Origin of the sequence: Streptomyces sp. NPDC079020, from assembly GCF_044542225.1 — a bacterium.
Lineage (GTDB): Bacteria > Actinomycetota > Actinomycetes > Streptomycetales > Streptomycetaceae > Streptomyces.
The window spans coordinates 38,615-61,235 of sequence record NZ_JBITUB010000030.1 but is presented as its reverse complement, the minus strand read 5'-3'; the positions used below and the strand labels follow the sequence as shown (position 1 = coordinate 61,235).

General features: G+C 71.5%; 21 protein-coding genes. 9 read left to right on the top strand and 12 right to left on the bottom strand.

From position 1 onward, the window contains the following. Nucleotides 1–170: 170 nt before the first annotated feature. Nucleotides 171–1,109, top strand: coding sequence for an FAD-dependent oxidoreductase (locus ACIGJO_RS35030; RefSeq protein WP_399965336.1), 939 nt, complete (start codon nt 171–173; stop codon nt 1,107–1,109). 345 nt (nt 1,110–1,454) lie between these two features. Here ACIGJO_RS35030 and ACIGJO_RS35025 read toward each other — a convergent pair whose 3' ends face one another. Then, nucleotides 1,455–2,618, bottom strand: a complete 1,164-nt coding sequence (locus ACIGJO_RS35025) for a Cmx/CmrA family chloramphenicol efflux MFS transporter (protein WP_399965335.1) — start codon at nt 2,616–2,618, stop codon at nt 1,455–1,457. Nucleotides 2,619–3,053: 435 nt separating this feature from the next. Here ACIGJO_RS35025 and ACIGJO_RS35020 point away from each other — a divergent pair, with 435 nt between their 5' ends. Together ACIGJO_RS35020 and ACIGJO_RS35015 are read left to right on the top strand one after the other, a co-directional pair. After that, nucleotides 3,054–3,296, top strand: coding sequence for a hypothetical protein (locus tag ACIGJO_RS35020; RefSeq protein WP_266931844.1), 243 nt, complete (start codon nt 3,054–3,056; stop codon nt 3,294–3,296). Beyond that, the gene (locus ACIGJO_RS35015; protein WP_399965331.1) at nt 3,293–3,739 is read left to right on the top strand and encodes a DNA-binding protein; all 447 of its coding nucleotides are present in this window, start codon (nt 3,293–3,295) and stop codon (nt 3,737–3,739) included. The genes ACIGJO_RS35020 and ACIGJO_RS35015 overlap by 4 nt, the downstream gene beginning before the upstream one ends. Before the next feature lie 91 nt (nt 3,740–3,830). On the opposite strand, the gene ACIGJO_RS35010 is transcribed toward ACIGJO_RS35015, so the two are convergent. Beyond that, a complete protein-coding gene (locus ACIGJO_RS35010; RefSeq protein WP_266931848.1) occupies nt 3,831–5,114 on the bottom strand; it encodes a geranylgeranyl reductase family protein in 1,284 nt (427 codons plus the stop codon). Nucleotides 5,115–5,211: 97 nt separating this feature from the next. On the opposite strand from ACIGJO_RS35010, the gene ACIGJO_RS35005 reads away from it, so the two are divergent. Continuing rightward, nucleotides 5,212–5,730, top strand: a complete 519-nt coding sequence (locus tag ACIGJO_RS35005; protein WP_399965345.1) for a GNAT family N-acetyltransferase — start codon at nt 5,212–5,214, stop codon at nt 5,728–5,730. Nucleotides 5,731–5,778: 48 nt separating this feature from the next. On the opposite strand, the gene ACIGJO_RS35000 is transcribed toward ACIGJO_RS35005, so the two are convergent. From ACIGJO_RS35000 to ACIGJO_RS34965, 8 genes are all read right to left on the bottom strand, one after another. Next, nucleotides 5,779–6,471 (bottom strand): demethylmenaquinone methyltransferase, encoded by a 693-nt coding sequence (locus ACIGJO_RS35000; protein WP_266931851.1) that lies wholly within the window; start codon nt 6,469–6,471, stop codon nt 5,779–5,781. Between the two features lie 78 nt (nt 6,472–6,549). After that, entirely contained in the window at nt 6,550–6,894 is a 345-nt protein-coding gene (locus ACIGJO_RS34995; RefSeq protein WP_399965328.1) for a hypothetical protein, read from the bottom strand. Continuing rightward, complete coding sequence (locus ACIGJO_RS34990) at nt 6,891–7,505, bottom strand: RNA polymerase sigma factor (protein WP_399965324.1); 615 nt, start codon at nt 7,503–7,505, stop codon at nt 6,891–6,893. Before ACIGJO_RS34990 ends, ACIGJO_RS34995 begins: the two co-directional genes overlap by 4 nt. A 70-nt stretch (nt 7,506–7,575) precedes the next feature. Next, nucleotides 7,576–7,899 carry a hypothetical protein gene (locus ACIGJO_RS34985; protein ID WP_399965322.1) on the bottom strand — a complete coding sequence of 108 codons (324 nt, stop codon included), beginning with the start codon at nt 7,897–7,899 and terminating at the stop codon, nt 7,576–7,578. A 191-nt stretch (nt 7,900–8,090) separates the two neighbouring features. Next, nucleotides 8,091–8,717, bottom strand: coding sequence for a hypothetical protein (locus ACIGJO_RS34980; RefSeq protein WP_399965320.1), 627 nt, complete (start codon nt 8,715–8,717; stop codon nt 8,091–8,093). Between the two features lie 16 nt (nt 8,718–8,733). Further along, the gene (gene mqnC, locus ACIGJO_RS34975) at nt 8,734–9,933 is read right to left on the bottom strand and encodes a cyclic dehypoxanthinyl futalosine synthase (protein ID WP_399965318.1); all 1,200 of its coding nucleotides are present in this window, start codon (nt 9,931–9,933) and stop codon (nt 8,734–8,736) included. 72 nt (nt 9,934–10,005) lie between these two features. Continuing rightward, the gene (locus ACIGJO_RS34970) at nt 10,006–11,856 is read right to left on the bottom strand and encodes a serine/threonine-protein kinase (protein WP_399965316.1); all 1,851 of its coding nucleotides are present in this window, start codon (nt 11,854–11,856) and stop codon (nt 10,006–10,008) included. 383 nt (nt 11,857–12,239) lie between these two features. Continuing rightward, complete coding sequence (locus ACIGJO_RS34965) at nt 12,240–13,118, bottom strand: menaquinone biosynthetic enzyme MqnA/MqnD family protein (protein ID WP_399965314.1); 879 nt, start codon at nt 13,116–13,118, stop codon at nt 12,240–12,242. A gap of 285 nt (nt 13,119–13,403) precedes the next feature. On the opposite strand from ACIGJO_RS34965, the gene ACIGJO_RS34960 reads away from it, so the two are divergent. Together ACIGJO_RS34960 and ACIGJO_RS34955 are read left to right on the top strand one after the other, a co-directional pair. Further along, on the top strand, nt 13,404–13,607 hold the full coding sequence (locus ACIGJO_RS34960; RefSeq protein ID WP_006347360.1) for a cold-shock protein: 204 nt from the start codon (nt 13,404–13,406) through the stop codon (nt 13,605–13,607). 178 nt (nt 13,608–13,785) lie between these two features. After that, nucleotides 13,786–14,613 (top strand): MerR family transcriptional regulator, encoded by an 828-nt coding sequence (locus tag ACIGJO_RS34955; protein ID WP_399965313.1) that lies wholly within the window; start codon nt 13,786–13,788, stop codon nt 14,611–14,613. Between the two features lie 183 nt (nt 14,614–14,796). On the opposite strand, the gene ACIGJO_RS34950 is transcribed toward ACIGJO_RS34955, so the two are convergent. After that, nucleotides 14,797–16,017 (bottom strand): amidohydrolase family protein, encoded by a 1,221-nt coding sequence (locus tag ACIGJO_RS34950; protein WP_399965311.1) that lies wholly within the window; start codon nt 16,015–16,017, stop codon nt 14,797–14,799. 283 nt (nt 16,018–16,300) lie between these two features. Between ACIGJO_RS34950 and ACIGJO_RS34945 the strand changes: the two genes are divergently transcribed. Then, the gene (locus tag ACIGJO_RS34945) at nt 16,301–19,258 is read left to right on the top strand and encodes an AfsR/SARP family transcriptional regulator (RefSeq protein WP_399965309.1); all 2,958 of its coding nucleotides are present in this window, start codon (nt 16,301–16,303) and stop codon (nt 19,256–19,258) included. Between the two features lie 205 nt (nt 19,259–19,463). Beyond that, nucleotides 19,464–19,628 (top strand): hypothetical protein, encoded by a 165-nt coding sequence (locus ACIGJO_RS34940; RefSeq protein ID WP_266931879.1) that lies wholly within the window; start codon nt 19,464–19,466, stop codon nt 19,626–19,628. Nucleotides 19,629–19,801: 173 nt separating this feature from the next. Here ACIGJO_RS34940 and ACIGJO_RS34935 read toward each other — a convergent pair whose 3' ends face one another. Beyond that, nucleotides 19,802–21,361, bottom strand: coding sequence for a FadD3 family acyl-CoA ligase (locus ACIGJO_RS34935; protein ID WP_399965306.1), 1,560 nt, complete (start codon nt 21,359–21,361; stop codon nt 19,802–19,804). A gap of 103 nt (nt 21,362–21,464) precedes the next feature. Between ACIGJO_RS34935 and ACIGJO_RS34930 the strand changes: the two genes are divergently transcribed. Further along, nucleotides 21,465–22,613 carry a lipid-transfer protein gene (locus tag ACIGJO_RS34930; RefSeq protein WP_399965304.1) on the top strand — a complete coding sequence of 383 codons (1,149 nt, stop codon included), beginning with the start codon at nt 21,465–21,467 and terminating at the stop codon, nt 22,611–22,613. Nucleotides 22,614–22,621 lie beyond the last annotated feature (8 nt).

Below are 22,621 nucleotides of genomic sequence, written 5' to 3'. Positions count from 1 at the left end.
CCCCCACCCGACCCCCACCACCCCACGACCACCACCCCCTGGGACAGACCCGTAACCCGCAACACCTTGACCACCACCCACAACACCCCGTCCGCCACCCGCCGCGTTCTCGGCACACGGGGCAGGCCGACTCGCCACGAACACCGGGCACCCGGTGCTGGAATGACCCCATGTCCGACACACCGCCCCGCACCTGCCCGCCCACACCGCACGACACCGACCTGATCGTCATCGGAGGCGGCCCGGCCGGCTGCGCCGCCGCACGTATGGCGGCCAGTGTCGGCATGTGCTCGGTCCTGGTCGAGCCGGACGCCCTGTGCCGCAGCCTCTACCGCGTCGCGGCCCTGAACAACGTCCTCGGCGGCTGCACCAGCGGCCCCGCGCTCGCCGACGCGATCACCGCCGAGCTGCGGAGCACGGGGCTGTGCCGTCCGGTACTCGGCCGCCGTGTCGTCGAACTCCGCGCCGACGACGACCACATCACCGTCACCCTGGACACGGGTGCCCGCCTCACCGCTCCGTACGCCGTCGTCGCCACCGGCGTCGGCCCCCTCCAGCCCCGCGACGTTTCCTGGATCACCGCTCCCGGCGGCCTCACCCTGCCCCCGCTCTGGCAGGCGGGCGCGGACGACGCCGAGGGCCGTACCCTTCTCGTCCTCGGCGGCGATCGCCCGATCGGCACCTTCCTGCGCGCCCACCCGGGGACCGGCACCCGCCTGCTCGTGGCGTACCCGGACACCGACACGTACAAGACCGAGGAGATCCGCGACGATCCCCGGGTCACGCTCCTGCCCGTCACACACCTGACCCTGACGCCCTCCGAAGGCGCCCCGGTGACGGCGGAGGCGGTGAGCGCGGGCGGGCAGCGGGAAGCGGTCACGGCGGACGCCGCGTACCTGAGCATCGGAAGCGCGCCCACCGCTCCGCACGGTGACCTCGTCCGCGGTGCGGACGGCTACTGTCCACCGGCCGGGCAGCACCCTCGCGTCCTCATCGCCGGTGACCTGCGCTCCGCCCGCTTCCAACGGATCATGACCGCCCTGGGCTCGGGCAGTGAGGCCGCACTGCACGCCTATTACGCGGCACGGGACCTGCCCACCGGCGGCTGACGCCCCCGACCGTCCCGCCCGGCCCGGGGGTGGCCGAGGCGTTCGAGGCCGGCGCGACCGGCTGGGCGTGTCGCGCACCGCGTGCCGGGCTCGCACGCCGACGCCGCCGCCGCTGACGCCGAGGACGTGGGCGAGGAAGCCTGGATACGCCTCGTCCGTCAGGGCGGTGCGGCCATCGGCGACCTGGCGGCCGGCTGACGACCGTGGTCGGCCAGGGCCGGATCACCGGCATCCGCCCCGTCGCCGACCCGGCCTGACTCGCCTCGATCCAGCTGCCCACCCCGGCGCTGGACCGGCCTGGACCGGCCTGGACCGGCGCCGGGCACCTGCCCGGCGCCGGCCGCGTTACCCGGCCCTCACATGGTCCACCCGTACGAACGCGCGCCGCGCGCCGGCCGTGGCCAGGGCGAGCAGCATCAGCGCGCCGCTCACCCAGACCGGCGCCCGGTAGCCGAATCCGGCGTCCAGGGCCAGGCCGCCCGCCCAGGGGCCCACCGTGGCGCCCAGGTTGAAGGCGGTGGTGGAGAAGGCGCCCGCGAGGGTCGGGGCGTCCGGGGCCTGGTCGAGGACACGGGTGATCAGGGCTGTTCCCGTACCGAAGGCGAGCATCCCCTGCACCAGGACCAGGCCGAGGACCGCCACCGGGCTGCCCGCCGTCAGGGCCAGGGCGCTCCAGCCGAGGGTGAGGGCGACCATGCCGGAGGCGATCAGGGCCGTGGGGCGGAGGTCGGCGAACCGTCCCGCCACCGTGACACCGAGGAACGAGCCCACGCCGAAGAGCGCGAGTGCCGCCGGGACCCATCCCGCGCCCAGCTCCGTCTCCCGGGTCAGGAGCGGTTCCAGGTACGAGAACGTGCAGAAGGTCGCCCCCTGGACCAGGGCCATCGTGAGCAGGGTGAGCCGCAGCCGGGGACGGGCCAGGACGCGCAACTCGGTGCGGACCGGTACGGGTTCGGCGTCGGCCCGTCCGCCCGGGATGCTGCGGAGGACCGCCAGGACGGCGGGTACGGAGATGAGGGCGACCGCCCAGAAGGCCGACCGCCACCCCCACCGCTCCCCCAGCACCGCACCGGCCGGCACCCCGACCACGCAGGCGACCGTGACCCCGCCGACCACCACCGCCGTCGCCCGCGCCTTGAGGTGTGCCGGGACCAGGGAGACGGCCGTCATCAGGGCCACCGCCCAGAAGCCCGCGTTGGCGAGGGCGCCGACGAAACGGGTCGCGAGGAGCACTCCGTAGTTCGGGGTGAGCGCCCCCACGACATGCACGGCGACGAACACCGTGAGGAACAGCAGCAGGGCGCGGCGGCGGGGCCAGGTGCGGCTGAAGAGCGCCATGAGGGGCGCGCCGATCACCATCCCGACCGCGAAGGAGGAGGTCAGCAGACCGGCGGCGGACAGGGAGACGTTCAGGTCGTCGGCGATGCCCGAGACAAGCCCGGACAGCATGAACTCCGAGGTGCCCTGGGCGAAGACCGCGAGCCCGAGGACGTAGACAGCGAATGGCATGGGAGCGAGAACCCCTTGGACGGAACCGTCGATGGACCGGACAGACCTGTGTGCGGGGATACGGGCCCACGCCCCGTCGTGCCCGCCGGAGCTGATCCGGCGGGCGGCGACATGGCGACGCGGAAGAATGCCCTGCTGATCGCGGGGGCATGACTCGGTGGACCGCGCTCAGGCGCGCGTGACCGAGGGGAGAACGGCCCGTACCCGCGGTGATCCGGCGGCGACGGAGCCGTACGAGGAGATGCCCGTGACCCTGTGGGTCACCCGGCGTCGGTCAGTACCGGCTCGGCCACCGGCGCACCGGTGGCCTCGGTCTGTCGGACTCGGGGCTGGACATGGGGGCGACCCTATCCGGCCGGGCGGCCCCGGTGCCAGCGGTTTACGACGGACTGCCGCCCGCGAGAACTTTCCTACCGGCGGTGTTACTTTTTGGGTATGAGCAGCCATGCAGCCCACCCCGTACCCGAGCGGGCCGGTAAGAGATCCGTCTCGCTGGCACAGTCGTTGATCAACGAAGTTGAGGAGCGGACCGGGAAGAACGCCTTCTCCTCCGTCGTGGCCGAAGCTCTGGAGCAGTGGCTCGCCTCGGCCAAGCTCCGCGAGGTCGTCGCAGCCGACCGCAAGGAATTCGGCCCCGTCTCCGACGAAGCACGGCGACAGGCGGAACAGGAGTGGTGAGCAAACGCCTCAAGATCAAGGCGAAGAGCGAGGGCACCCTGGTCCTGGACGCCCAGGGGCTTTCGCTGCACGTCGATGGCGACGAGGGGATGCGTGCGCGCATCGAGGTCGCCCAGCAGAGCGGCCGAAGAGTGGCGCTGTCGGCCCTGACGCCGTTGGAGGTGCGCCGGAGCGGGGAGGCCGCCAAGCGGCTCCAGTTCCTGCTGTCCCGGTTCGACGTGAAGCCGGTCAGCGACGTGGTGATAGACGCTGCGGAGAAGCTGCTGGATGTCTCGGGTCTCGACGGGCACGAATGCCTCGTGGACGCACTCGTGGTCGCCACAGCCGCTCTCTGCACACCCCCGGTGCTGCTCGTCACCTCCGACAGGTCGCACATCCCGGCCCTGTGCAAAGCTGCCGAGGAGCTTCCCGGCTCACCGAAAGTGAAGATCGTCAACGTCTGAGCGTTCAGCCGGCGTACGCCCGGCACAGGGCCGCCCGGCCGTGTGCCGGGCGGGCGGCCCTGTGCTGCCGGGCGGGCGGCCCTGCCTGCTCTCAGGCCTTCGGGGCGACCTTGGACAGGCCGTTGATGATGCGGTCCATCGCGTCGCCGCCCGTGGGGTCGGTGAGGTTGGCGAGCATCTTCAGGGTGAACTTCATCAGGAGCGGGTGCGTGAGACCGCGCTGTGTGGCGATCTTCATGACCTTCGGGTTGCCGATCATCTTCACGAAGGCGCGGCCCAGCGTGTAGTAGCCGCCGTAGGTCTCCTTGAGCACCTTCGGGTAGTTGTGCAGGGCCAGTTCGCGCTGCGCCGGGGTGGCGCGTGCGTGGGCCTGGACGATGACGTCGGCGGCGAGCTGGCCCGACTCCATGGCGTACGCGATGCCCTCGCCGTTGAACGGGTTGACCATGCCGCCCGCGTCACCGACGAGCAGCAGACCCTTGGTGTAGTGCGGCTGGCGGTTGAAGGCCATCGGGAGCGCGGCGCCCCGGATCGGGGCCGTCATGTTCTCCGGGGTGTAGCCCCAGTCCTCCGGCATGGACGCGCACCACGCCTTGAGGACCTCGCGCCAGTCCAGCTCCTTGAAGGCGGAGGAGGAGTTGAGGATGCCGAGGCCGACGTTGGACGTGCCGTCGCCCATGCCGAAGATCCAGCCGTAGCCGGGGAGCAGCCGGTCCTCGGCGCCGCGCCGGTCCCACAGCTCCAGCCAGGACTCCAGGTAGTCGTCGTCGTGGCGGGGCGAGGTGAAGTACGTACGGACCGCGACGCCCATCGGGCGGTCCTCGCGGCGGTGCAGGCCCATCGCGAGGGAGAGCCGGGTGGAGTTGCCGTCGGCGGCGACGACGAGCGGGGCGTGGAAGGTGACCGGTGTCTTCTCCTCGCCGAGCTTGGCGTTGACTCCGGTGATGCGGCCGGTGCGCTCGTCGATGACGGGCGCGCCGACGTTGCAGCGCTCGTACAGCCGGGCGCCCGCCTTCTGCGCCTGCCGGGCCAGTTGCTCGTCGAAGTCGTCGCGCTTGCGGACCAGGCCGTAGTCCGGGTACGAGGCGAGGTCGGGCCAGTCCAGCTGGAGCCGGACGCCGCCGCCGATGATGCGCAGGCCCTTGTTGCGCAGCCAGCCGGCCTCTTCGGAGATGTCGATGCCCATGGAGACGAGCTGCTTGGTGGCGCGCGGCGTGAGGCCGTCGCCGCAGACCTTCTCCCGGGGGAAGGCCGTCTTCTCCAGGAGCAGGACGTCCAGTCCGGACCTGGCGAGGTGGTAGGCGGTCGTGGAGCCGGCTGGGCCCGCTCCGACGACGATCACGTCCGCGCTGTGCTCGGAGAGGGGCTCGGTCACGGTCGGATCTCCCGAAGACTCGAAATCGCGTGCCGCGCGGCACATGTCCCGTGCAGTCTATGGGGGCCTGCTGATCAACCTCCCGAAGGGCTCCCCGATGTCGAACGCGCCTGTTCCGCACCCCGCCGTACACCTGCGAGTACCGACCGACGAGGACGCCCTGACCTGGCACCGAGTGTTCGACGATCCCGAAGTGATGAAGTTCTTCGGGGGCCGCACGGCGGAGTTCTCGGTGTACGAGGAGCTGACCGCGCGGCAGCGGCGGCACGACGCGGAGCTGGGCTACTGCCTGTGGACCGTCACCGATCAGGAGGACAGCGTCCTCGGGTTCACCGGCGCGCAGCCGTGGCCGCACACCACGTACGGCCCGGTGGGCGAGATAGAGATCGGCTGGCGGCTGGCCCGTGCGGCCTGGGGCCGGGGGTACGCCACCGCCGCCGCCCGCACCGCGCTGGAGCGGGTGCGGGCGGCCGGGGTGCGGGAGGTGGTCGCGATGGTCGACTCCCGTAACGCCCGGTCGGCCGCGGTGGCCGAACGGCTCGGGATGCGCCGGGCCGAGACCTACACGACCCCTCGGGCGGGACAGGTGGGGTGGTGCTTCCGGCTGGAGCTGTGAGCCGGGGGCGGTTGCCGCCTCAGGCGCGAGCCGGGGGCGGTTGCCGCCTCAGGCGCGTACGCCCCGGTGCAGGGCCACCACTCCGCCGGTGAGATTGCGCCAGGCCACCTTCGACCAGCCGGCGTCCTGGAGCCGGGAGGCGAGACCGGCCTGATCGGGCCAGGCGCGGATCGACTCGGCGAGGTAGACGTACGCGTCGGGGTTGGAGGACACCGCGCGGGCGGCGGACGGCAGCGCCCGCATCAGGTATTCGATGTAGACCGTGCGGAACGGCGTCCAGGTCGGCTGGGAGAACTCGCAGATGACGACCCGGCCGCCGGGCTTGGTCACCCGGTACAGCTCGCGCAGCGCGGCATCGGTGTCCTGGATGTTGCGCAGCCCGAAGGAGATCGTGACGGCGTCGAACGTCTCGTCCTTGAACGGAAGCTTCGTCCCGTCCCCGGCGGTGAACGGCATCCACGGGTGCCGTTCCTTGCCGACCCTGAGCATGCCGAGCGAGAAGTCGCAGGGCACCACATAGGCGCCCGCCTGTGCGAAGGGCTGCGAGGAGGTGGCGGTACCGGCGGCCAGGTCCAGGATCTTCTGGGCCGGCCGGGCGTCCACCGCCTTGGCGACCTCCTTGCGCCAGAGCCTGGCCTGTCCGAGTGAGATCACATCGTTGGTCAGGTCATAGCGTCTGGCCACGTCGTCGAACATCGAGGCGACTTCGTGCGGCTGCTTTTCCAGGGAGGCTCGGGTCACCCTCCCATTCAAGCAGTCCGGTCTGCGGTGCTTCGCGCCGGTCACGAGTCGGCCCGGGTGGACCGGAGCAATTCGGTCCTATGGCCGGCTGTGTCCACGGGGGCCCGCACCGGACGGGTCGACCGGGAGCGCGGATGAGGCCGGCAGCGGTTCGTTGATGCCCGGCGGGCGGGCGGGCGGGACCGGAGCCGGGTCCAGAGGGCTGCCGGGAAGCAGCACCAGCAGGCACACGGCAACCACCGCGGCAGCCACGCCGAGGGCGGTCAAGACAACCCTGCGAACCCGGCGCACTCCCCAACTGCGTCCCTGCGGCGGTGCCGCGCGGCGCAGGTCGCGGTGCGTGACCAGCGCGGCGCGGGCGGCCAGCGCGGCACGCAGCCGGTCCTCGGTTGCCAGGTGGCGGTCTTCGGCGTTCGGCTTCATCGCCCCGCTCCCAGCTTCGTCCCAAGGACATCCAGCGCGCGGCTCGCGGTGGACTTCACCGTGCCGCGCGACAGCCCGAGTGTCTGCGCGATCTGCGCCTCGGTCAGCTCCGACCAGTAGCGCAACACCAGAACTTCCCGCTGACGTAACGTCAATTGTGCTAGCGCGTCGAGCACTTGCCGATGCTCCTCGGCGATCAGCAGCCCCTCATCGACGGAAGGTCCATAACCCTGGTGGGGCGGGACGTAGGCACGGGCGGTGCGGCGTCTGCGCAGCACGGAGCGGGCCGCGTTGACCACGGCGGTGTGCAGGTAGGCCCCGGGGTCCCGGAGCCCGTCCAGCGAGGTGCCGTGCGTGCGGCAAACGGCGGCGAAGGCATCCTGGACGACGTCCTCGGCGGTGTACAGATCGTCCACCAGAAGGAGCGCGAGCCGCACCATGTCGAGTCGCCGTGCCTGGTACAGCTCGGCCAGCGTGGGCGGCGGCTCGTCGCCGTACGGCATACCGAGTGCCCGCAGATGATGTCCCCGTTCCGGCGCGTCCTCGGTACGGGCCATGAGGGAGAACAGACGGGACCACCAGCGTGGCGTTGCGGGAATGGCGTACTGCATGGACCTCGATCCGTTGGGGGAAGGGCGGGCCCGCGGAAAGGCCGGCCCGCCCCGTGGTGCTCCGCTGCTGCTACTTCTGAACTCCGCCGGTCGGCTGGATCGCCCGGGGCGCCTCGGCCGGGACAGGGGCGGTGCCGGGCTTGCCCTCGTCGGTCGGCTTGCCCGCCTCGACGGCCTTCGCGGTACCAGCGGGCTTCGAATCGACGGGCTTCGACACGGTCTGTGGGGCCGCGTCCCCGGTCGTGGTGACCTTCGGCGCGGCGGGGGCCGGCTTGACGCCGGAGTCGGCGGCGGCCTGCACGGCGAAGCCGCCGCCCAACAGCAGCGCGACACCGGTGACAGCGCCCAGGACCCGGGGGCGGAGACGGTGGTGCGACTTGGTGTACGAAGACATGGGGATTCTCCTGAGGAAGTGACGGAAACACGGCCTGGAACAACAGCTGAAGTGAGCCTTCAACCCACCAGACGTGCGGCACCCCTCGAGGTTGCGACCACATCCGAGAAACCTCACCACGGCCTGCCCCTCGGGAAGAGAGCGTGGCCGGTACCCGCAGCCGCGCGATACAGGAGCCGACGCACAGGGGCTCAGCTGCGGCGGAAGACCAGCCGTCCGCCCAGCACCGTCGCCGTGCAGTTCACGGCGCCCGCGGTGCGCAGCGCCGCCAGGTCCCGTACGCCGAACACCGCCAGATCCGCGGGCCCGCCGACGGCCAGGACCGCCGCGAACGCATCGGCCGGCTCCGGTACGGACGCCAACGGGGCGAGGCGGACGGGTTCCGGCGCCGGGCCCGGGGGATGGACGCGCAGCCCCGAGCGGGCGACCGCCGTGCGTACAGCGGGGCGGGTGAAGGGGCCCCGGACGGCGGTTGTGCCGTGCCGCAGCATCCGTTGCAGTCCGCGCCGGGCGCTCGCACCCCAGCGGGCCTCGTCCATGCCGAGTGCGGTGAGCGCATCGCCGGTGAGGGGGTCGCCGCCGAGCTCGTCCGCCTCACGCGGATCCGGGTGGTAGGCGGCCTCCAGCAGCGTCGGAGCCCCCGCGTTCAGCAGCCCCGGAGTGATCAGACCGGACCACTGCCGGATCCGGGCCTGCGGGCGGGCGGCGGTCAGCTCCCGGTACGCACCGATGGCGACGATCACGCCGCCGTCCACGGCCACGGAGTCGGCCGCTCCCGGCGCGCCGTGCACCGCGTCGGCGGTGTGGATCGTCAGCAAGGAAGCGCCCCGGGGCCTAGTTGGTGCTGAGGAGCTTCAGCTCCGGGTGGGCCGTGCCGCCCTCGATCGCGGTGGACGAGATGTGCGAGACGACGCGCTCGTCGACCGGGTCCATCGCCGGGTCGTCGTGCACGACGAGGTGCTCGTACGTCGTGGCGCGCTGGGCCGGGACCCGGTCAGCCTTGCGGATCAGGTCGATGATCTCCATGCGGTTGGAGCGGTGCCTGGCACCGGCCGAGGAGACGACGTTCTCCTCCAGCATGATCGAGCCGAGATCGTCGGCGCCGTAGTGCAGCGACAGCTGGCCGACCTCCTTGCCGGTGGTCAGCCAGGAGCCCTGGATGTGGGCGACGTTGTCCAGGAAGAGCCGGGCGATGGCGATCATCCGCAGGTACTCGAAGAGCGTGGCCTGCGTGCGGCCCTTCAGCTTGTTGTTCTCGGGCTGGTACGTGTACGGGATGAAGGCGCGGAAGCCGCCCGTACGGTCCTGGACATCGCGGATCATGCTCAGGTGCTCGATGCGCTCGGCGTTGGTCTCGCCGGTGCCCATCAGCATGGTGGAGGTGGACTCGACCCCGAGGCCGTGGGCGATCTCCATGATCTCCAGCCAGCGCTCGCCGGACTCCTTGAGCGGGGCGATCGCGGTGCGCGGCCTGGCGGGCAGCAGCTCGGCGCCCGCGCCCGCGAAGGAGTCGAGACCGGCGGCGTGGATCCGCTGGATGGCCTCCTCGGCCGACACCTTGGAGATCCGGGCCATGTGCTCGATCTCGGAGGCGCCCAGCGAGTGGATGACCAGCTGCGGGAACGCCTTCTTGATCGCGGAGAAGTGCTCCTCGTAGTACTCGACGCCGTAGTCCGGGTGGTGGCCGCCCTGGAACATGATCTGCGTGCCGCCCAGCTCCACGGTCTCCGCGCAGCGGCGCAGGATGTCGTCGAGGTCGCGGGACCAGCCCTTGGCGGTGTCCTTGGGCGCGGCGTAGAAGGCGCAGAACTTGCAGGCCGTGACGCACACGTTGGTGTAGTTGATGTTGCGCTCGATGATGTACGTCGCGATGTGCTCCGTACCCGCGTAACGGCGTCGGCGTACGGCGTCGGCGGCCGCGCCCAGCGCGTGCAGGGGCGCCGACCGGTAGAGGTCGAGCGCTTCCCGGGGGGTGATCCGACCGCCTTCGGCGGCTCGGTCGAGGACGGGCTGAAGGTCGGCCTTCTCGGTCACCGGGCTGTCACCTTTCGGCGGTTTTTCTACGGATCCACGGACCGATCCAGCGTACGCCAGCCCGTGGTGCCCTCAGCGGCCGGACCGGGCCAGCGTCCCGTACGGCAGACCGGCGCCGCGCTCCTTGGACCGGAAGAACAGCTTGCCGCCGTCGCTCCTGGCGAAGACGACTTCGGCGGTGGTCGTGGTGCACAGTCCCGCCGTGCCGGGGCGGTCGGGATCGGTGCGCTCGTCGAAGGTCAGCTCCTGAGCGGTGCCGGAGGCGAGGGTCCCGACGCTGTGACAGCTGACGCTGATGCCGAGGCTGGAGACCGTCGTGGTCATCCGGACCACATCGCTGCCGCGCTTGCCCCGGGTGAACACCGCGGTCAGTACGCCGTGCGGCTGCCCGGTCGTCCTCTCCGTCAGCTCGCCCTTCCAGGTGCCGATGAACTCCTTCGGCAGCTCGTCGACCTGACGGCCGCCGGAGCCGGACGGCTCGGAGGCGGAGTCGTCGGGGGACGGCTTCCCGGTCGAGGCCGGCGGGGTGGCCGCGGCGTCGTTTCCCTTCTGGGCATCGGTCCCGCCACCCGGCAGCACATTGCCGAGCAGGCCGGTGCCCACCATCACCACGGCGAGCGCGCTCGCCACGGCCAGGGCGACCGTGCAGCTGACCCGGCGGCCCCGGCGCGCGTCTCCCGGGCGGTTCTCGGCGTTCACCGTGACGGAGAACCGGGGGTCGGGGGTGCGCTGCCCCGGCAGCCCGCCCGCACCGCTCTCCGTCTCCGCGGCGGAGACGGAGGAAACGGACGGGAAGGATGAGAAGGCTGAGGCGGAAGAGGCGGACGCCGAGGGGAACGCCGAAGGGAACGGGGGCGGGGCGGGGGGTCCCTGCGGGGCCGGCGGCGGGGGGACCGGCGGCCCGAACACCCCTCGCCCGGCGGCGGCCCCCTCGGCCGCCTGCCCGCCCCGGCTGTCCGCCCCCACGTCATGGACCTCCAGCGACGCGCTGCTGAACGGCACCGGCCCCGTCTGCACCGGTACGTCCTGCGGCTCCAGGTCCAGCAGCGCCACCGCGGCCCGGCTGACCTCACGCACCAGCGGCCCCGGCAGCCAGCCGCCCGCCACCATCGCGGCGGCCCCGCCGGGCGCGAGCGCGCGGGCGAGATCGGCCGGGGCGGGCCGGTCGGCCGGCTCCTTGGCCAGGCAGCCGGCGACCACCTGACGCAGCTCGCCCTCCAGCTCGCCCAGTTCGGGTTCCTCGTGCACCACCTTGTAGAGGAGCACGGCGGACGAGTCGCCGACGAAGGGGGCGACACCGGTGGCCGCGTACGCGAGGACCGCGCCCAGCGAGAAGACGTCGGCCGCGCCCGAGACATCGTGGCCCCGGATCTGCTCGGGTGCCATATAGCCGGGCGAGCCGACGGAGACCCCGGTGGAGGTGAGCGAGACGGTCGCGCCCAGGGCCCTGGCGATGCCGAAGTCGATCAGCCGGGGGCCGTCGAGGGCGAGCAGCACATTGGACGGCTTCACGTCCCGGTGGACGATGCCCTGTCCATGGACGACGGCGAGCGCTTCGGCGAGGCTCGCGCCCAGGGTGCGTACCGCGTGCTCCGGCAGCGGGCCGTGCCCGGTGACCGCCTCCGAGAGCGGGGGCCCGGCCACATAGCCGGTCGCGACCCAGGGCACCGGCGCGTTCGGGTCGGCGTCCAGGACCGGGGCCGTCCACTGGGCGCCGATGCGCCGGGCGGCCTCCACCTCGCGCCGGAACCTGGCCCGGAACTGCTCGTCGAGGGCGAAGTGGGGGTGGACGACCTTGACCGCGACGGTGCGTCCCCCCGCGCTGCGCCCCAGATAGACCCGGCCCATACCGCCCGACCCGAGCCTGCCGAGCAGCCGGTAGGCACCGATGGTGTGCGGTTCGCCGGCTTCCAGCGGCTGCATAAGGACTCCCCCTGTGGACCGTCCGGACCTCCGACCGCAGCCTAGGGGGCGGTGGTCATGAGGTCACAGGGAAACGTGTTACCGATTTCCCCCCTAAGGGCACGAAGGGAGGTTTTCGCCACAGTAAAAGGCGCGAATGTGTCGTTCATCCGATCGATACCGGGATGCAAACGAGACTCACCCCGGACGACATCCACTATTCGACATCCCGCACCGGACGTTTGCCCGGCCCATTCGTTCCATTCGCTCCATTCACCGCCGCACCGATAAACGGCACGACGGTACGGGATTCATCCATTCCTGTTATCTCTTCCCGGGACGGCCGCCGGCCACTCCCGGCCGCCCCGTACGACTCCCGTATGTTCTCCGCCGGCCGGCCGCCGTCAGCCGCCGAGCAGCTCCACGTTCACGTCCGTGGGATAGCCCGCGTCCGATCCGGTCCGGCGCGCGAACTCCCGCACTCCCGCCAGCTGATCGGGCCCGAATCGGAAGTCCAGCGTCGTGAAGTACTGCTCCAGCACCTCCGCGTCGAAGGATTCCCAGCGCGCGGCCTGCTCCGCCACCTTGGTGACCTCCTCCAGGGAGAGGTCACGGGAGGCGAGGAACGCCTCGTGCACCTTGGCGGCCTGCTCGGGCTGGGCGGCCAGGTAGTCCTTGCGGGCGGCCCAGACCGCGAAGACGAACGGCAGCCCCGTCCATTCCTTCCACATCCGGCCCAGGTCATGGACCTGGAGACCGAGCCGGGGCGCGTCGTGCAGGTTGGCGCGCAGCGCGGCGTCACCGATCAGGACCGCGGCGTCCGCCTCCTGCATCATCAGCCCGAGGTCGGGCGGGCAGGTGTAGTAGTCCGGCCGCACTCCGTAGCGCTCGGCGAGCAGCAGCTGCGCCAGCCGTACGGAGGTCCGGGAGGTCGAACCGAGCGCCACCCGGGCCCGGTCGAGCTGCTCCAGCGGCAGCTGGGAGACGATGACGCACGACATGACGGGGCCGTCGCAGCCGACCGCGATGTCGGGGAAGGCCACGAGGTCGTCGGCGTTGCGCAGGAACTCCACCAGCGTGACGGGGCCGATGTCCAGGTCGCCCCTGATCAGTTGCTCGCTGAGTCTCTCCGGGGTGTCCTTCGAGAGCTCCAGGTCGAGCAGGGTCCCCGTCCGCGCCAGGCCCCAGTAGAGGGGGAGGCAGTTCAGGAACTGGATGTGGCCGACGCGCGGCCGGCTGCGACGGTCGTCGCCATCGACGGGGGAGGCGGTTGAATTGTCCACATCCTGAGGCTAGACCCGTGCCCGGCCGAGTGCGCCACCGGGGCGATGCGACACCCTCCGGGACCTCCTTCGCGTCACGCGATCGGCACGGCAATCAAACATTCGAGTGAAGTGATCTTTCCCTCTACCGCTCCCCAGAGGCTGCGTGCTAGGCTCGCCGCAAGTTGCAGTTTGGTTTCCCTTGCAGTACAGAGCCTGCGGAGCATGTAACCCGCAGGCTTTTGTAGTTTTCAGACTTGTTTGCAGGTTCTGGAGCAGGGCAACCCTTTGGCCCAAGGAGGGCTTATGGCTACCGGAACCGTCAAGTGGTTCAACGCTGAAAAGGGCTTCGGCTTCATCGCCCAGGACGGCGGCGGCCCGGATGTCTTCGTCCACTACTCCGCGATCAACGCGGCCGGGTTCCGCTCCCTCGAGGAGAACCAGGTCGTGAACTTCGACGTCACTCAGGGTCCCAAGGGTCCGCAGGCTGAGAACGTCACCCCGGCCTAGTTGCCCGGGTCGGCCGATCGCGGCCGTTTCGCAGTACCCAAGGAGCCCCGCTCCCCCGCTTCGGCGGAGGAGCGGGGCTCCTGCCCTTTTCCCTGAATTACGGGGCGGCCGGCCCCCGGACCCGCCGGGACCCGGCCTTGACCTTGACACCGTGTGAAGCCGTGCAGTGGGAGCCATCATGTTCACCATCGGAGACTTCGCCAGGTATGGGCGGGTGTCACCCCGCATGCTGCGTCATTACGACGCCATCGGGCTGCTGCGCCCCGACCGCACCGACCCCGCCACCGGATACCGCTTCTACGGTGCCGCTCAGCTCGCCCGCCTCAACCGCGTCATCGCCCTCAAGGACCTCGGCTTCACGCTCCAGCAGGTGCACGCCGTCCTCGACGAACGGGTGGGGCCGGTGGAGCTGCGCGGGATGCTGCGGCTGCGGCGGGCGGAACTGGAGGCGGCCAGGTCGGCGGCCGAGGCACGGCTGGCACAGGTAGAGGCGAGGCTCCGGTCGATCGAGAGCGAGGGGCACATGCCCACGGACGATGTCGTACTGAAGACCGTTCCGGCGGTACGGGTGGCGGAGCTGACCGGGACCGCGGCGAGTTTCGGGCCGGAGGACATCACGACGGTGATCGTGCCGCTGTACGACCGGCTGTTCGCGCTGCTGGAGACGGCGGGGCTCACCCCGTCCGGGCCGGGCATCGCGTACTACGAGGACGCCCCGGCCGGCGGCGGCGCGATCGTCGTGCACGCCGGGGTGACCGTCACCGGACCGGTGGGCCCGGCGGGTGACACGGGGATCACGGTGGTGGAGCTGCCCCCGTTCGAGGCGGCGACGATCGTGCACCGGGGGCCGATGGAGGCCGTCCTGCCGACGGCCCAGACCCTGGCCCGCTGGATCGACGCCGGTGGATACCGGTCGGCGGGGTACGCCCGGGAGATCAGCCTGGAGTGCCCCGCGGACCGGGAGAAGTGGGTGACGGAGCTCCAGGAGCCGGTCACCGCGGCCTGAGGAGCGTCGACCGGGAGGCACCGGGAAGGGCGAGGGCCCAGGAGCAGGGGGGGGTGAGGGGGAAGCAGGGGTGAGGGGCGCGGGGGTGAGCGAAGAGGAGTGAGGGGCGCGGGGCATACCCCTCGCCGCCCTCACCGCTCTCACGCCCCCTCGCCTCCCCCGCTCCCCCTCACCCCACTTCGCTCACCGCCCCGGCCACAGCCCGTCGTCCGTCAGCCCCAGCAGGTCGATCGCGTTGCGGCGCACGATGCGGTCCACGACATCCGCGTCCAGGTGGCCCATCTGCTCCTCGCCGACCTCGCGGGACCTGGGCCAGGTGGAGTCGGAGTGCGGGTAGTCGGTCTCGTACAGGACGTTCCCCACACCGATCGCGTCGAGGTTCTTCAGCCCGAAGGCATCGTCGAAGAAGCAGCCGTACACATGGTCCGCGAACAGCTCCGACGGCGGCCGGTGGACCTTGTCGGCGACCCCGCCCCAGCCCCGGTTCTCCTCCCAGACCACATCGGCGCGCTCCAGGATGTACGGAATCCAGCCGATCTGCCCCTCCGCGTACATGATCCGCAGGTTCGGGAAGCGCTCGAACTTGCCGCTCATCAGCCAGTCGACCATCGAGAAGCAGCAGTTGGCGAAGGTGATGGTGGAGCCGACGGCGGGCGGGGCGTCGGCCGAGGTGGACGGCATCTTCGAGGACGAGCCGATGTGCATGGCGATCACCGTCCCCGTCTCGTCACAGGCCCGCAGGAACGGATCCCATTCGTCCGTATGTATGGACGGCAGCCCGAGATGGGGAGGTATCTCGGAGAACGCCACCGCGCGCACGCCCCGGGCGGCGTTGCGCCGGACCTCGGCCGCCGCCAGCTCCGCGTCCCACAGCGGGACGAGGGTGAGCGGGATGAGCCGGCCGTGCGCCTCGGGGCCGCACCACTCCTCCACCATCCAGTCGTTGTACGCGCGGACGCCGAGCAGGCCCAGCTCGCGGTCCTTCGCTTCGGTGAACGTCTGCCCGCAGAACCGCGGGAAGGTGGGGAAACAGAGCGCGGACTGGACGTGGTTGACGTCCATGTCGGCGAGCCGCTCGGGCACCGAGAACGAACCCGGGCGCATCTGCTCATAGGTGATGACTTCGAGCTTGATCTCGTCCCTGTCGTAGCCGACGGCGGTATCCAGCCGGGTGAGCGGCCGGTGCAGATCCTCGTACACCCACCAGTCGCCGATCGGCCCCTCGTCGCCCTTCGCCCCCATCACCGGCGCGAACTTTCCGCCCATGAAGGTCATTTCCTTGAGGGGTGCCCGGACGATGCGCGGACCGGAGTCCGCGTACTTGGACGGGAGCCGGTCCCGCCAGACATGAGCGGGCTCCACCGTGTGGTCGTCCACCGAGATGATCTTCGGGAAGGTCTCCATGCGTACCACGGTAGCGTCGATCTGACGAACCGTCAGCTATCTTGTCGCGATCGGACCGGCTCCCGGGGTACCGGAGAAGGGCGCATGGTTCCCGAATCGTTGTCGAGGGCTTGTGCAGAGCGTCACCCACTGCTGACGAGTCGGCCTAAAACAAGGCAGACTGTTGAGCGCGATACCAGCGGTACGGAGCAATCCGGATACCCGCCCTACATCGACGCACAGGCGGCAATCCGGCACGGGTACCACCGGCAGGACCGGCAGGCGAGCAGGACAGGGGGCATCAATGGACCGTCACCACGGGCCACGCGTGCGTGTGCCGGAGCAGCGTGCTCCGGAAGAACCCGCGGCCGGTGCCGCACTGCGGTTCGCCGTACTCGGTCCCGTACGCGCCTGGCGCGGTGGCGAACTGCTGCCCCCCGGTTCCCCGCAGCAGCGGGCCCTGCTCACCGCACTGCTCCTGCGGGACGGCCGGACGGCCACGGCGGCCGAACTCATCGACGCGATCTGGGGCGAGGAGCCGCCGCTCCAGGCGCTGGCGGCGGTACGGACGTACGCCTCGCGGCTGCGCAAGGCGCTCGGCCCGGACACCCTGCACAGCGAGTCGGGCGGGTACGCGATCCGGACACAGCACGACGCGCTGGACCTCAACCACGCCCAGGAACTGGCCGGCGAGGCGGAGAAGGTCCGGGCGAGCGGCGACCGCTGCCAGGCCCGGACCCTGATCAACAAGGTGCTGGGCCTGTGGGACGGCGAGGCGCTCGCCTCCGTACCCGGCCCGTACGCGGAGAACCAGCGCACCCGGCTGGAGGAATGGCGCCTCCAGCTCACCGAGACCCGTCTCGATCTGGACCTGGAGGTGGGCTGCCACGCGGAGGCGGTCTCCGAACTGACCGCGCTCACCGCCACGCATCCGCTGCGCGAGCGGCTGCGCGAACTGCTGATGGTCGCCCTGTACCGCAGTGGCCGCCAGGCCGAGGCTCTCGCTGTGTACGCCGACACCCGCCGGCTCCTCGCCGAGGAACTGGGCGTCGACCCGCGCCCGGAGCTGGCCCAGCTCCAGCAGCGCATCCTCCAGGCCGACGAGGAGCTGGCCCGCCCGGCCGACGAACCGGCACCGCCGCCCGCCCCGGTCCGCCCCGCCCAGCTCCCGGCCACGGTCCCCGACTTCACCGGCCGCACGTCCTTCGTGATGGAGCTGGGGGCCCGGCTCGCCACCGCCGAGGGCTCGGTGATGGCGGTGTCCGCGCTGGCCGGCATCGGCGGCGTCGGCAAGACGACCCTCGCCGTCCATGTCGCCCACCAGGCCCGCCCGCACTTCCCGGACGGCCAGCTCTACGTCGACCTCCAGGGCGCGGGCTCCCGGGCGGCGGAGCCGGAGACGGTGCTCGGCTCGTTCCTGCGCGCGCTGGGCACCCCGGACCCGGCGATACCGGACACCCTGGACGAACGGGCGGCCCTGTACCGCTCGACCCTGGACGGCCGCCGCATCCTGGTCGTGCTGGACAACGCCCATGACGCGGCCCAGATCCGCCCGCTGCTCCCCGGTACGGCGGGCTGCGCGGCCCTGGTCACCAGCCGGGTCCGCATGGTCGACCTGGCCGGCGCGCATCTGGTGGACCTCGATGTGATGTCCCCGGAGGAAGCGCTCCAGCTCTTCACCCGGATCGTGGGCACGGAGCGGGTCGGCGCCGAGCGCGAGGCGGCGCTGGACGTGGTGGCCTCCTGCGGCTTCCTCCCGCTGGCCATCCGGATCGCCGCCTCCCGCCTGGCCGCCCGCCGCACCTGGACGGTCTCCGTCCTCGCCGCCAAACTGGCCGACGAGCGCCGCCGGCTGGACGAGCTCCAGGCGGGCGACCTCGCGGTCAAGGCCACCTTCGAGCTCGGCTACGGCCAGCTGGAGCCCGCCCAGGCCCGCGCCTTCCGCCTGCTGGGTCTCGCGGACGGCCCGGACATCTCGCTGGCCGCCGCCGCCGCGCTGCTGGACCGGGAACCGCATGTGGCGGAGGACCTGCTGGAGGCGCTGGTCGACACGAGCCTCCTGGAGTCGGCGGCCCCCGGCCGCTACCGCTACCACGACCTCGTACGCCTCTACGCGCGTTCCTGCGCCGAGCGCGACGAACAGCCGCCCGTGGAGCGGGAGCTGGCGCTGTCGCGGCTGCTGGACTTCTACCTCGCCACCACCGCCCGGGTCTACGCGCTGGAGCGGCCCGGCGACCGGCTGGTGGACCATCTGGAGCCGACCGGGCACGCGGGACTGGCCTTCCCCGACCGCCACTCGGCCCTGGACTGGCTCTACACGGAGGCCACGAACCTTCTCGCCTGTGTCACCCAGGCGTGCGCCCCGCCGACGCTCCGGCGCGCCGTGGACCTGCTCTACGCCGCCCTGGACCTGGGCGAGTCGGGCGCGAACGCGAAGCAGTACGAGGCCGCGGCGATGACCGTGCGGGAGGCGGCCAGGAAGTGCGACGACCCGCGGGCTGAGGGCCGCGCCGTGATGTCGCTGGCCAACGCGCACCAGCTGGCGGGCCGGTTCGACCACGCCGACCGGGAGGCGCAGGAGGCGATGCGGCTGGCGGACACCGTCCAGGACCTGCTGCCGGCCAGCTGGGCGGCGAACGCCCGCGGCATCATCGCGCTCTACCAGAACCGTCACACGGACGGCGAGGCGTTCCTGAACCAGGCCATAGACGCCTTCCGCAGCGACGGCAACCGGCCGGGCGAGGCGAGCGCCCTGTGCAACCTCTCCCGCATACACCTGGCCACGGGACGGACCGGCAGCGCCATCACGCTGGCCCGGTCGGGCATAGAGATCTACGACTCCCTCGGCCACGCGCTGCGGGGCGCCAACGGCCGCTACGCGCTGGGCATGGCACTGACCCAGAGCGGACGGTTCAAGGAGGCGACCGACCAGCTGACCGAGGCCCTGGAGATCTTCCGCGACAGCCGTCAGCGGCTGTGGGAGGGCATGGCCATGTTCCGGCTGGCCGAGGTCGACATCGCCTCCGGCCGCCCCGCACAGGCCGCCCAGTACTCGGAGCTGGCGCTGACCGTCCTGCGGGGCATCGGCGGGGAGTGGCGGCGCGGAAACGTGCTGACCGTCCTGGGGCGCGCGCTGTCCGGAATCGGGCAGACCGGGCGCGCCCAGGTCTGCTGGCGCGAGGCGCTCTCCATCTACGAGGAGCTCGTTTCCCCGGAGGCGGACGAGGTGCGGGCGCTGCTCTCACCGGCCTCCGCGTCCTGACGAACGAGGGCGTTCATCGTTCGTTTATCGCCACCGGACATCCTCGTACCTGTCGATCCGTCGCGTCGGGGGGCAGACGGGGCGACCGCGGCCACACCGATTAAGGTGAGCGGCCCGAAGAGGCCCGTCCGGCAGTGTTCGGGGGAACAGCCGGGCGGGCCTCGCCACCCATTGCGCAGTGCACGCAGAGAAGGAGTTGACCATCATGGCCGACGCCAAGAAGCAGGACCCGATCTTCAAGCCGGCGGACCAGCACGCCACGGGCGAACCCACGACGCCGGTCACGACTCAGGACCAGCACGCGACGGGTGAAGAAGTGACCACGCTGGACCAGCACGCCACGTCGGAGCCGTTCAAGCCGGCCAAGTAGACCTTCACCACACGGGGAACGGCCGCGGCGGCGCGGAGGGGGAGCCGTCGCGGCCGCCGTACATCCGCACACGGGGGGAAGCGGGTACGGAAGAGCGGGGCCCGGACCGGAACGGTCCGGGCCCCGTTCGTTCGCCCGGCCCCGCGGTGCGCACACAGCGGGGCCGGGGCGTCCTACCCCGCCCGCCCCCGCAGCTCGCCCTTCAGCACCTTCCCCCCGGCGTTGCGCGGCAGTTCGGTGACGAACTCCACCGACCGGGGCACCTTGAAGTTCGCCATCTCGCGGCGCGACCAGGCGATCAGGTCGTCCGCGGTGACCGTCGCCCCCGGGCGCCGTACCGCGTACGCCTTGCCGACCTCGCCCAGCCGGGGGTCCGGGACGCCGATCACGGCCACGTCCGCCACGTCCGGGTGGAGGCCCAGGAGCTGCTCGATCTCGGCGGGGTAGGCGTTGAAGCCGCCGACGATGAACATGTCCTTGATCCGGTCCGTGATGCGGAGGTTGCCCGCCTCGTCGAGCACGCCCACGTCGCCGGTGCGGAGCCAGCCGTCGGGGGTGAGCGTGGCGGATGTGGTGTCCGGGTCCTCGAAGTAGCCCCGCATGACGTGGAAGCCGCGCACCAGGACCTCGCCGGGGCTGCCGGGTTCGGCCAGGACCCGGATCTCCGTACCGGGGATCGCCCGGCCGGAGGTGGTGGCGATGACCTCCGCCGGGTCGCCCTGCCGGCACATGGTGACGATGCCGCTCGCCTCGGAGAGGCCGTACGCCGTCAGGACGGTGGAGATGTGCAGTTCGGTGCGCAGCCGCTCCACCAGCCGGAGGGGGACGACCGCCGCGCCGGTGACCACCAGGCGCAGGGCGGAGAGATCGTGCGACGCGCGGGAGGGGTGGTCCAGCAGGGACTGGTGCAGGGTCGGCGGGCCCGGCAGGACCGAGATGCGTTCGGCGGCGATGTTGGCCAGGACCGTGTCCACGTTGAACACCGGCTGCGGCACCATCGTCGCGCCCCGCATCAGGCAGGCGATGATGCCCGCCTTGTAGCCGAAGGTGTGGAAGAACGGGTTCACGATCAGATAGCGGTCGCCCTCGCGCAGACCGGCCAGCTCGCTCCAGATCGCGTAGCAGCGCAGCGTCTGGGCGTGGGTGACCACCGCGCCCTTGGGGCGGCCCGTGGTGCCCGAGGTGTAGATGATGTCGGACGGGTCACCGGGGGCGATCGCGTCGGCGCGGGCACGGACCTCCGCGCGGGAGATCCGCTCGCCCCGCACCAGGAAGTCCTTCCAGGTGACGTAGTCCTGCGGGGCGCTGTCGGCGAGGACCACCACGGTTTCCAGGTGCGGGAGTTCCACGTCCGAGCGGCGCAGCGAGGCGACGTACGACGTGCCGAGGAAGGTGCCCGTGACGAACAGCAGTTTCGCGCGGCTCCGCCGGAGGATGTACGCCGCTTCCGTGCCCTTGTACCGGGTGTTCAGCGGGACCAGCACCGCCCCCGCCGTCACCGCCCCCAGCGCGGAGACGATCCAGTCCAGGGTGTTCGGGGCCCAGATCGCGACCCGGTCCCCCGGCTGCACCCCCGAGGCCAGGCACGCGGCGGCGGCCCGCTCCACCTGCTCGCCCAGTTCGGCGTACGAGAGACGGGTGCGGCCCTCGGCCACCGCCTCCCGGTCGCCGTACCGCCCGGCCGCGTCCCGCACCAGTCCCGGGATGCTGCCCCATTCCTCGTCGCCACGCATCGCACGTCCTCCCGCCGAACCGAACCGCACTAGCTGACTATCCGTCAGATTAGCTGTAGCCTCTGGCGCTGTCAGCAGTCAGGACGTTCCGGGAGGTGTACGGATGGCGACGCTCAAGGACATGACAGCGATAGCCGGAATCGGACAGACGGCCTTCGCGAAACGGCTCCCCGAGTCCGAGAAGACCCTCGCCTGCCGCGCCATCGTGGCGGCTCTCGACGATGCGGGGATCGCCGCCTCGGAGGTCGACGCCTTCGCCTCGTACACGATGGAGGAGACCGACGAGGTCGAGGTCGCCAAGGCCATCGGGGCCGGGGATGTCACCTTCTTCTCCAAGGCCGGTTACGGGGGCGGGGGCTCCTGCGCGACCGTGGCGCATCTGGCCGCCGCCGTCGCCACCGGACAGGCGAGCGTCGGAGTGGCCTGGCGGTCCCGGAAGCGGGGCTCGGGGCCGAGGCCCTGGAAGAACACCGCCGTACAGCTGCCCACCCCCGCCCAGTGGACCCGCCCCTACGGGCTGCTGCGGCCGGCCGACGAGATCGGCATGCTGGCCCGGCGGTACATGCACGAGTACGGGGCCACCCGCGACCATCTCTTCAACGTCGCGCTCGCCTGCCGCAACCGGGCCAACCAGAACCCCGCCGCGATGATGTACGAACGGCCGCTGACCCGGGAGATGTACATGACCTCCCGCTGGATCAGCGATCCGCTCTGCCTCTTCGACAACTGCCTGGAGACCGACGGGGCGCTGGCCTGCGTCATCGTCTCCGCCGAACGCGCCATCGACTGCCGGCAGAGGCCCGTGTTCATCCACTCCGTCGCCCAGGGACTGCCCGCCCAGCACCACGGCATGGTCAACTACTGGAACGACGACCCGCTCACCGGCCCCGCCTGGACGGCGGCCCGACAGCTGTGGAAGCAGGCCGACTTCGGGCCGGACGACGTCGATGTCGCGCAGATCTACGACGCGTTCACCCCGCTGATCCCGCTCTCCCTGGAGGGCTACGGCTTCTGCGGGCGCGGCGAGGGCGCCGCGTTCACCGAGGGCGGGGCACTGGAGAGCGGCGGCCGGCTGCCCATCAACACCGGGGGCGGCGGCCTCAGCGAGGCGTATGTGCACGGCTTCAACCTGATCACCGAGGGGGTCAAGCAGCTGCGCGGGACCTCCACCGCCCAGGTGCCCGGCGCCGCCACCTGCCTGGTCACCGCCGGTGAGGGCGTACCCACCTCCGCCGTACTGCTGAGGAGCTGAGGAGCGAG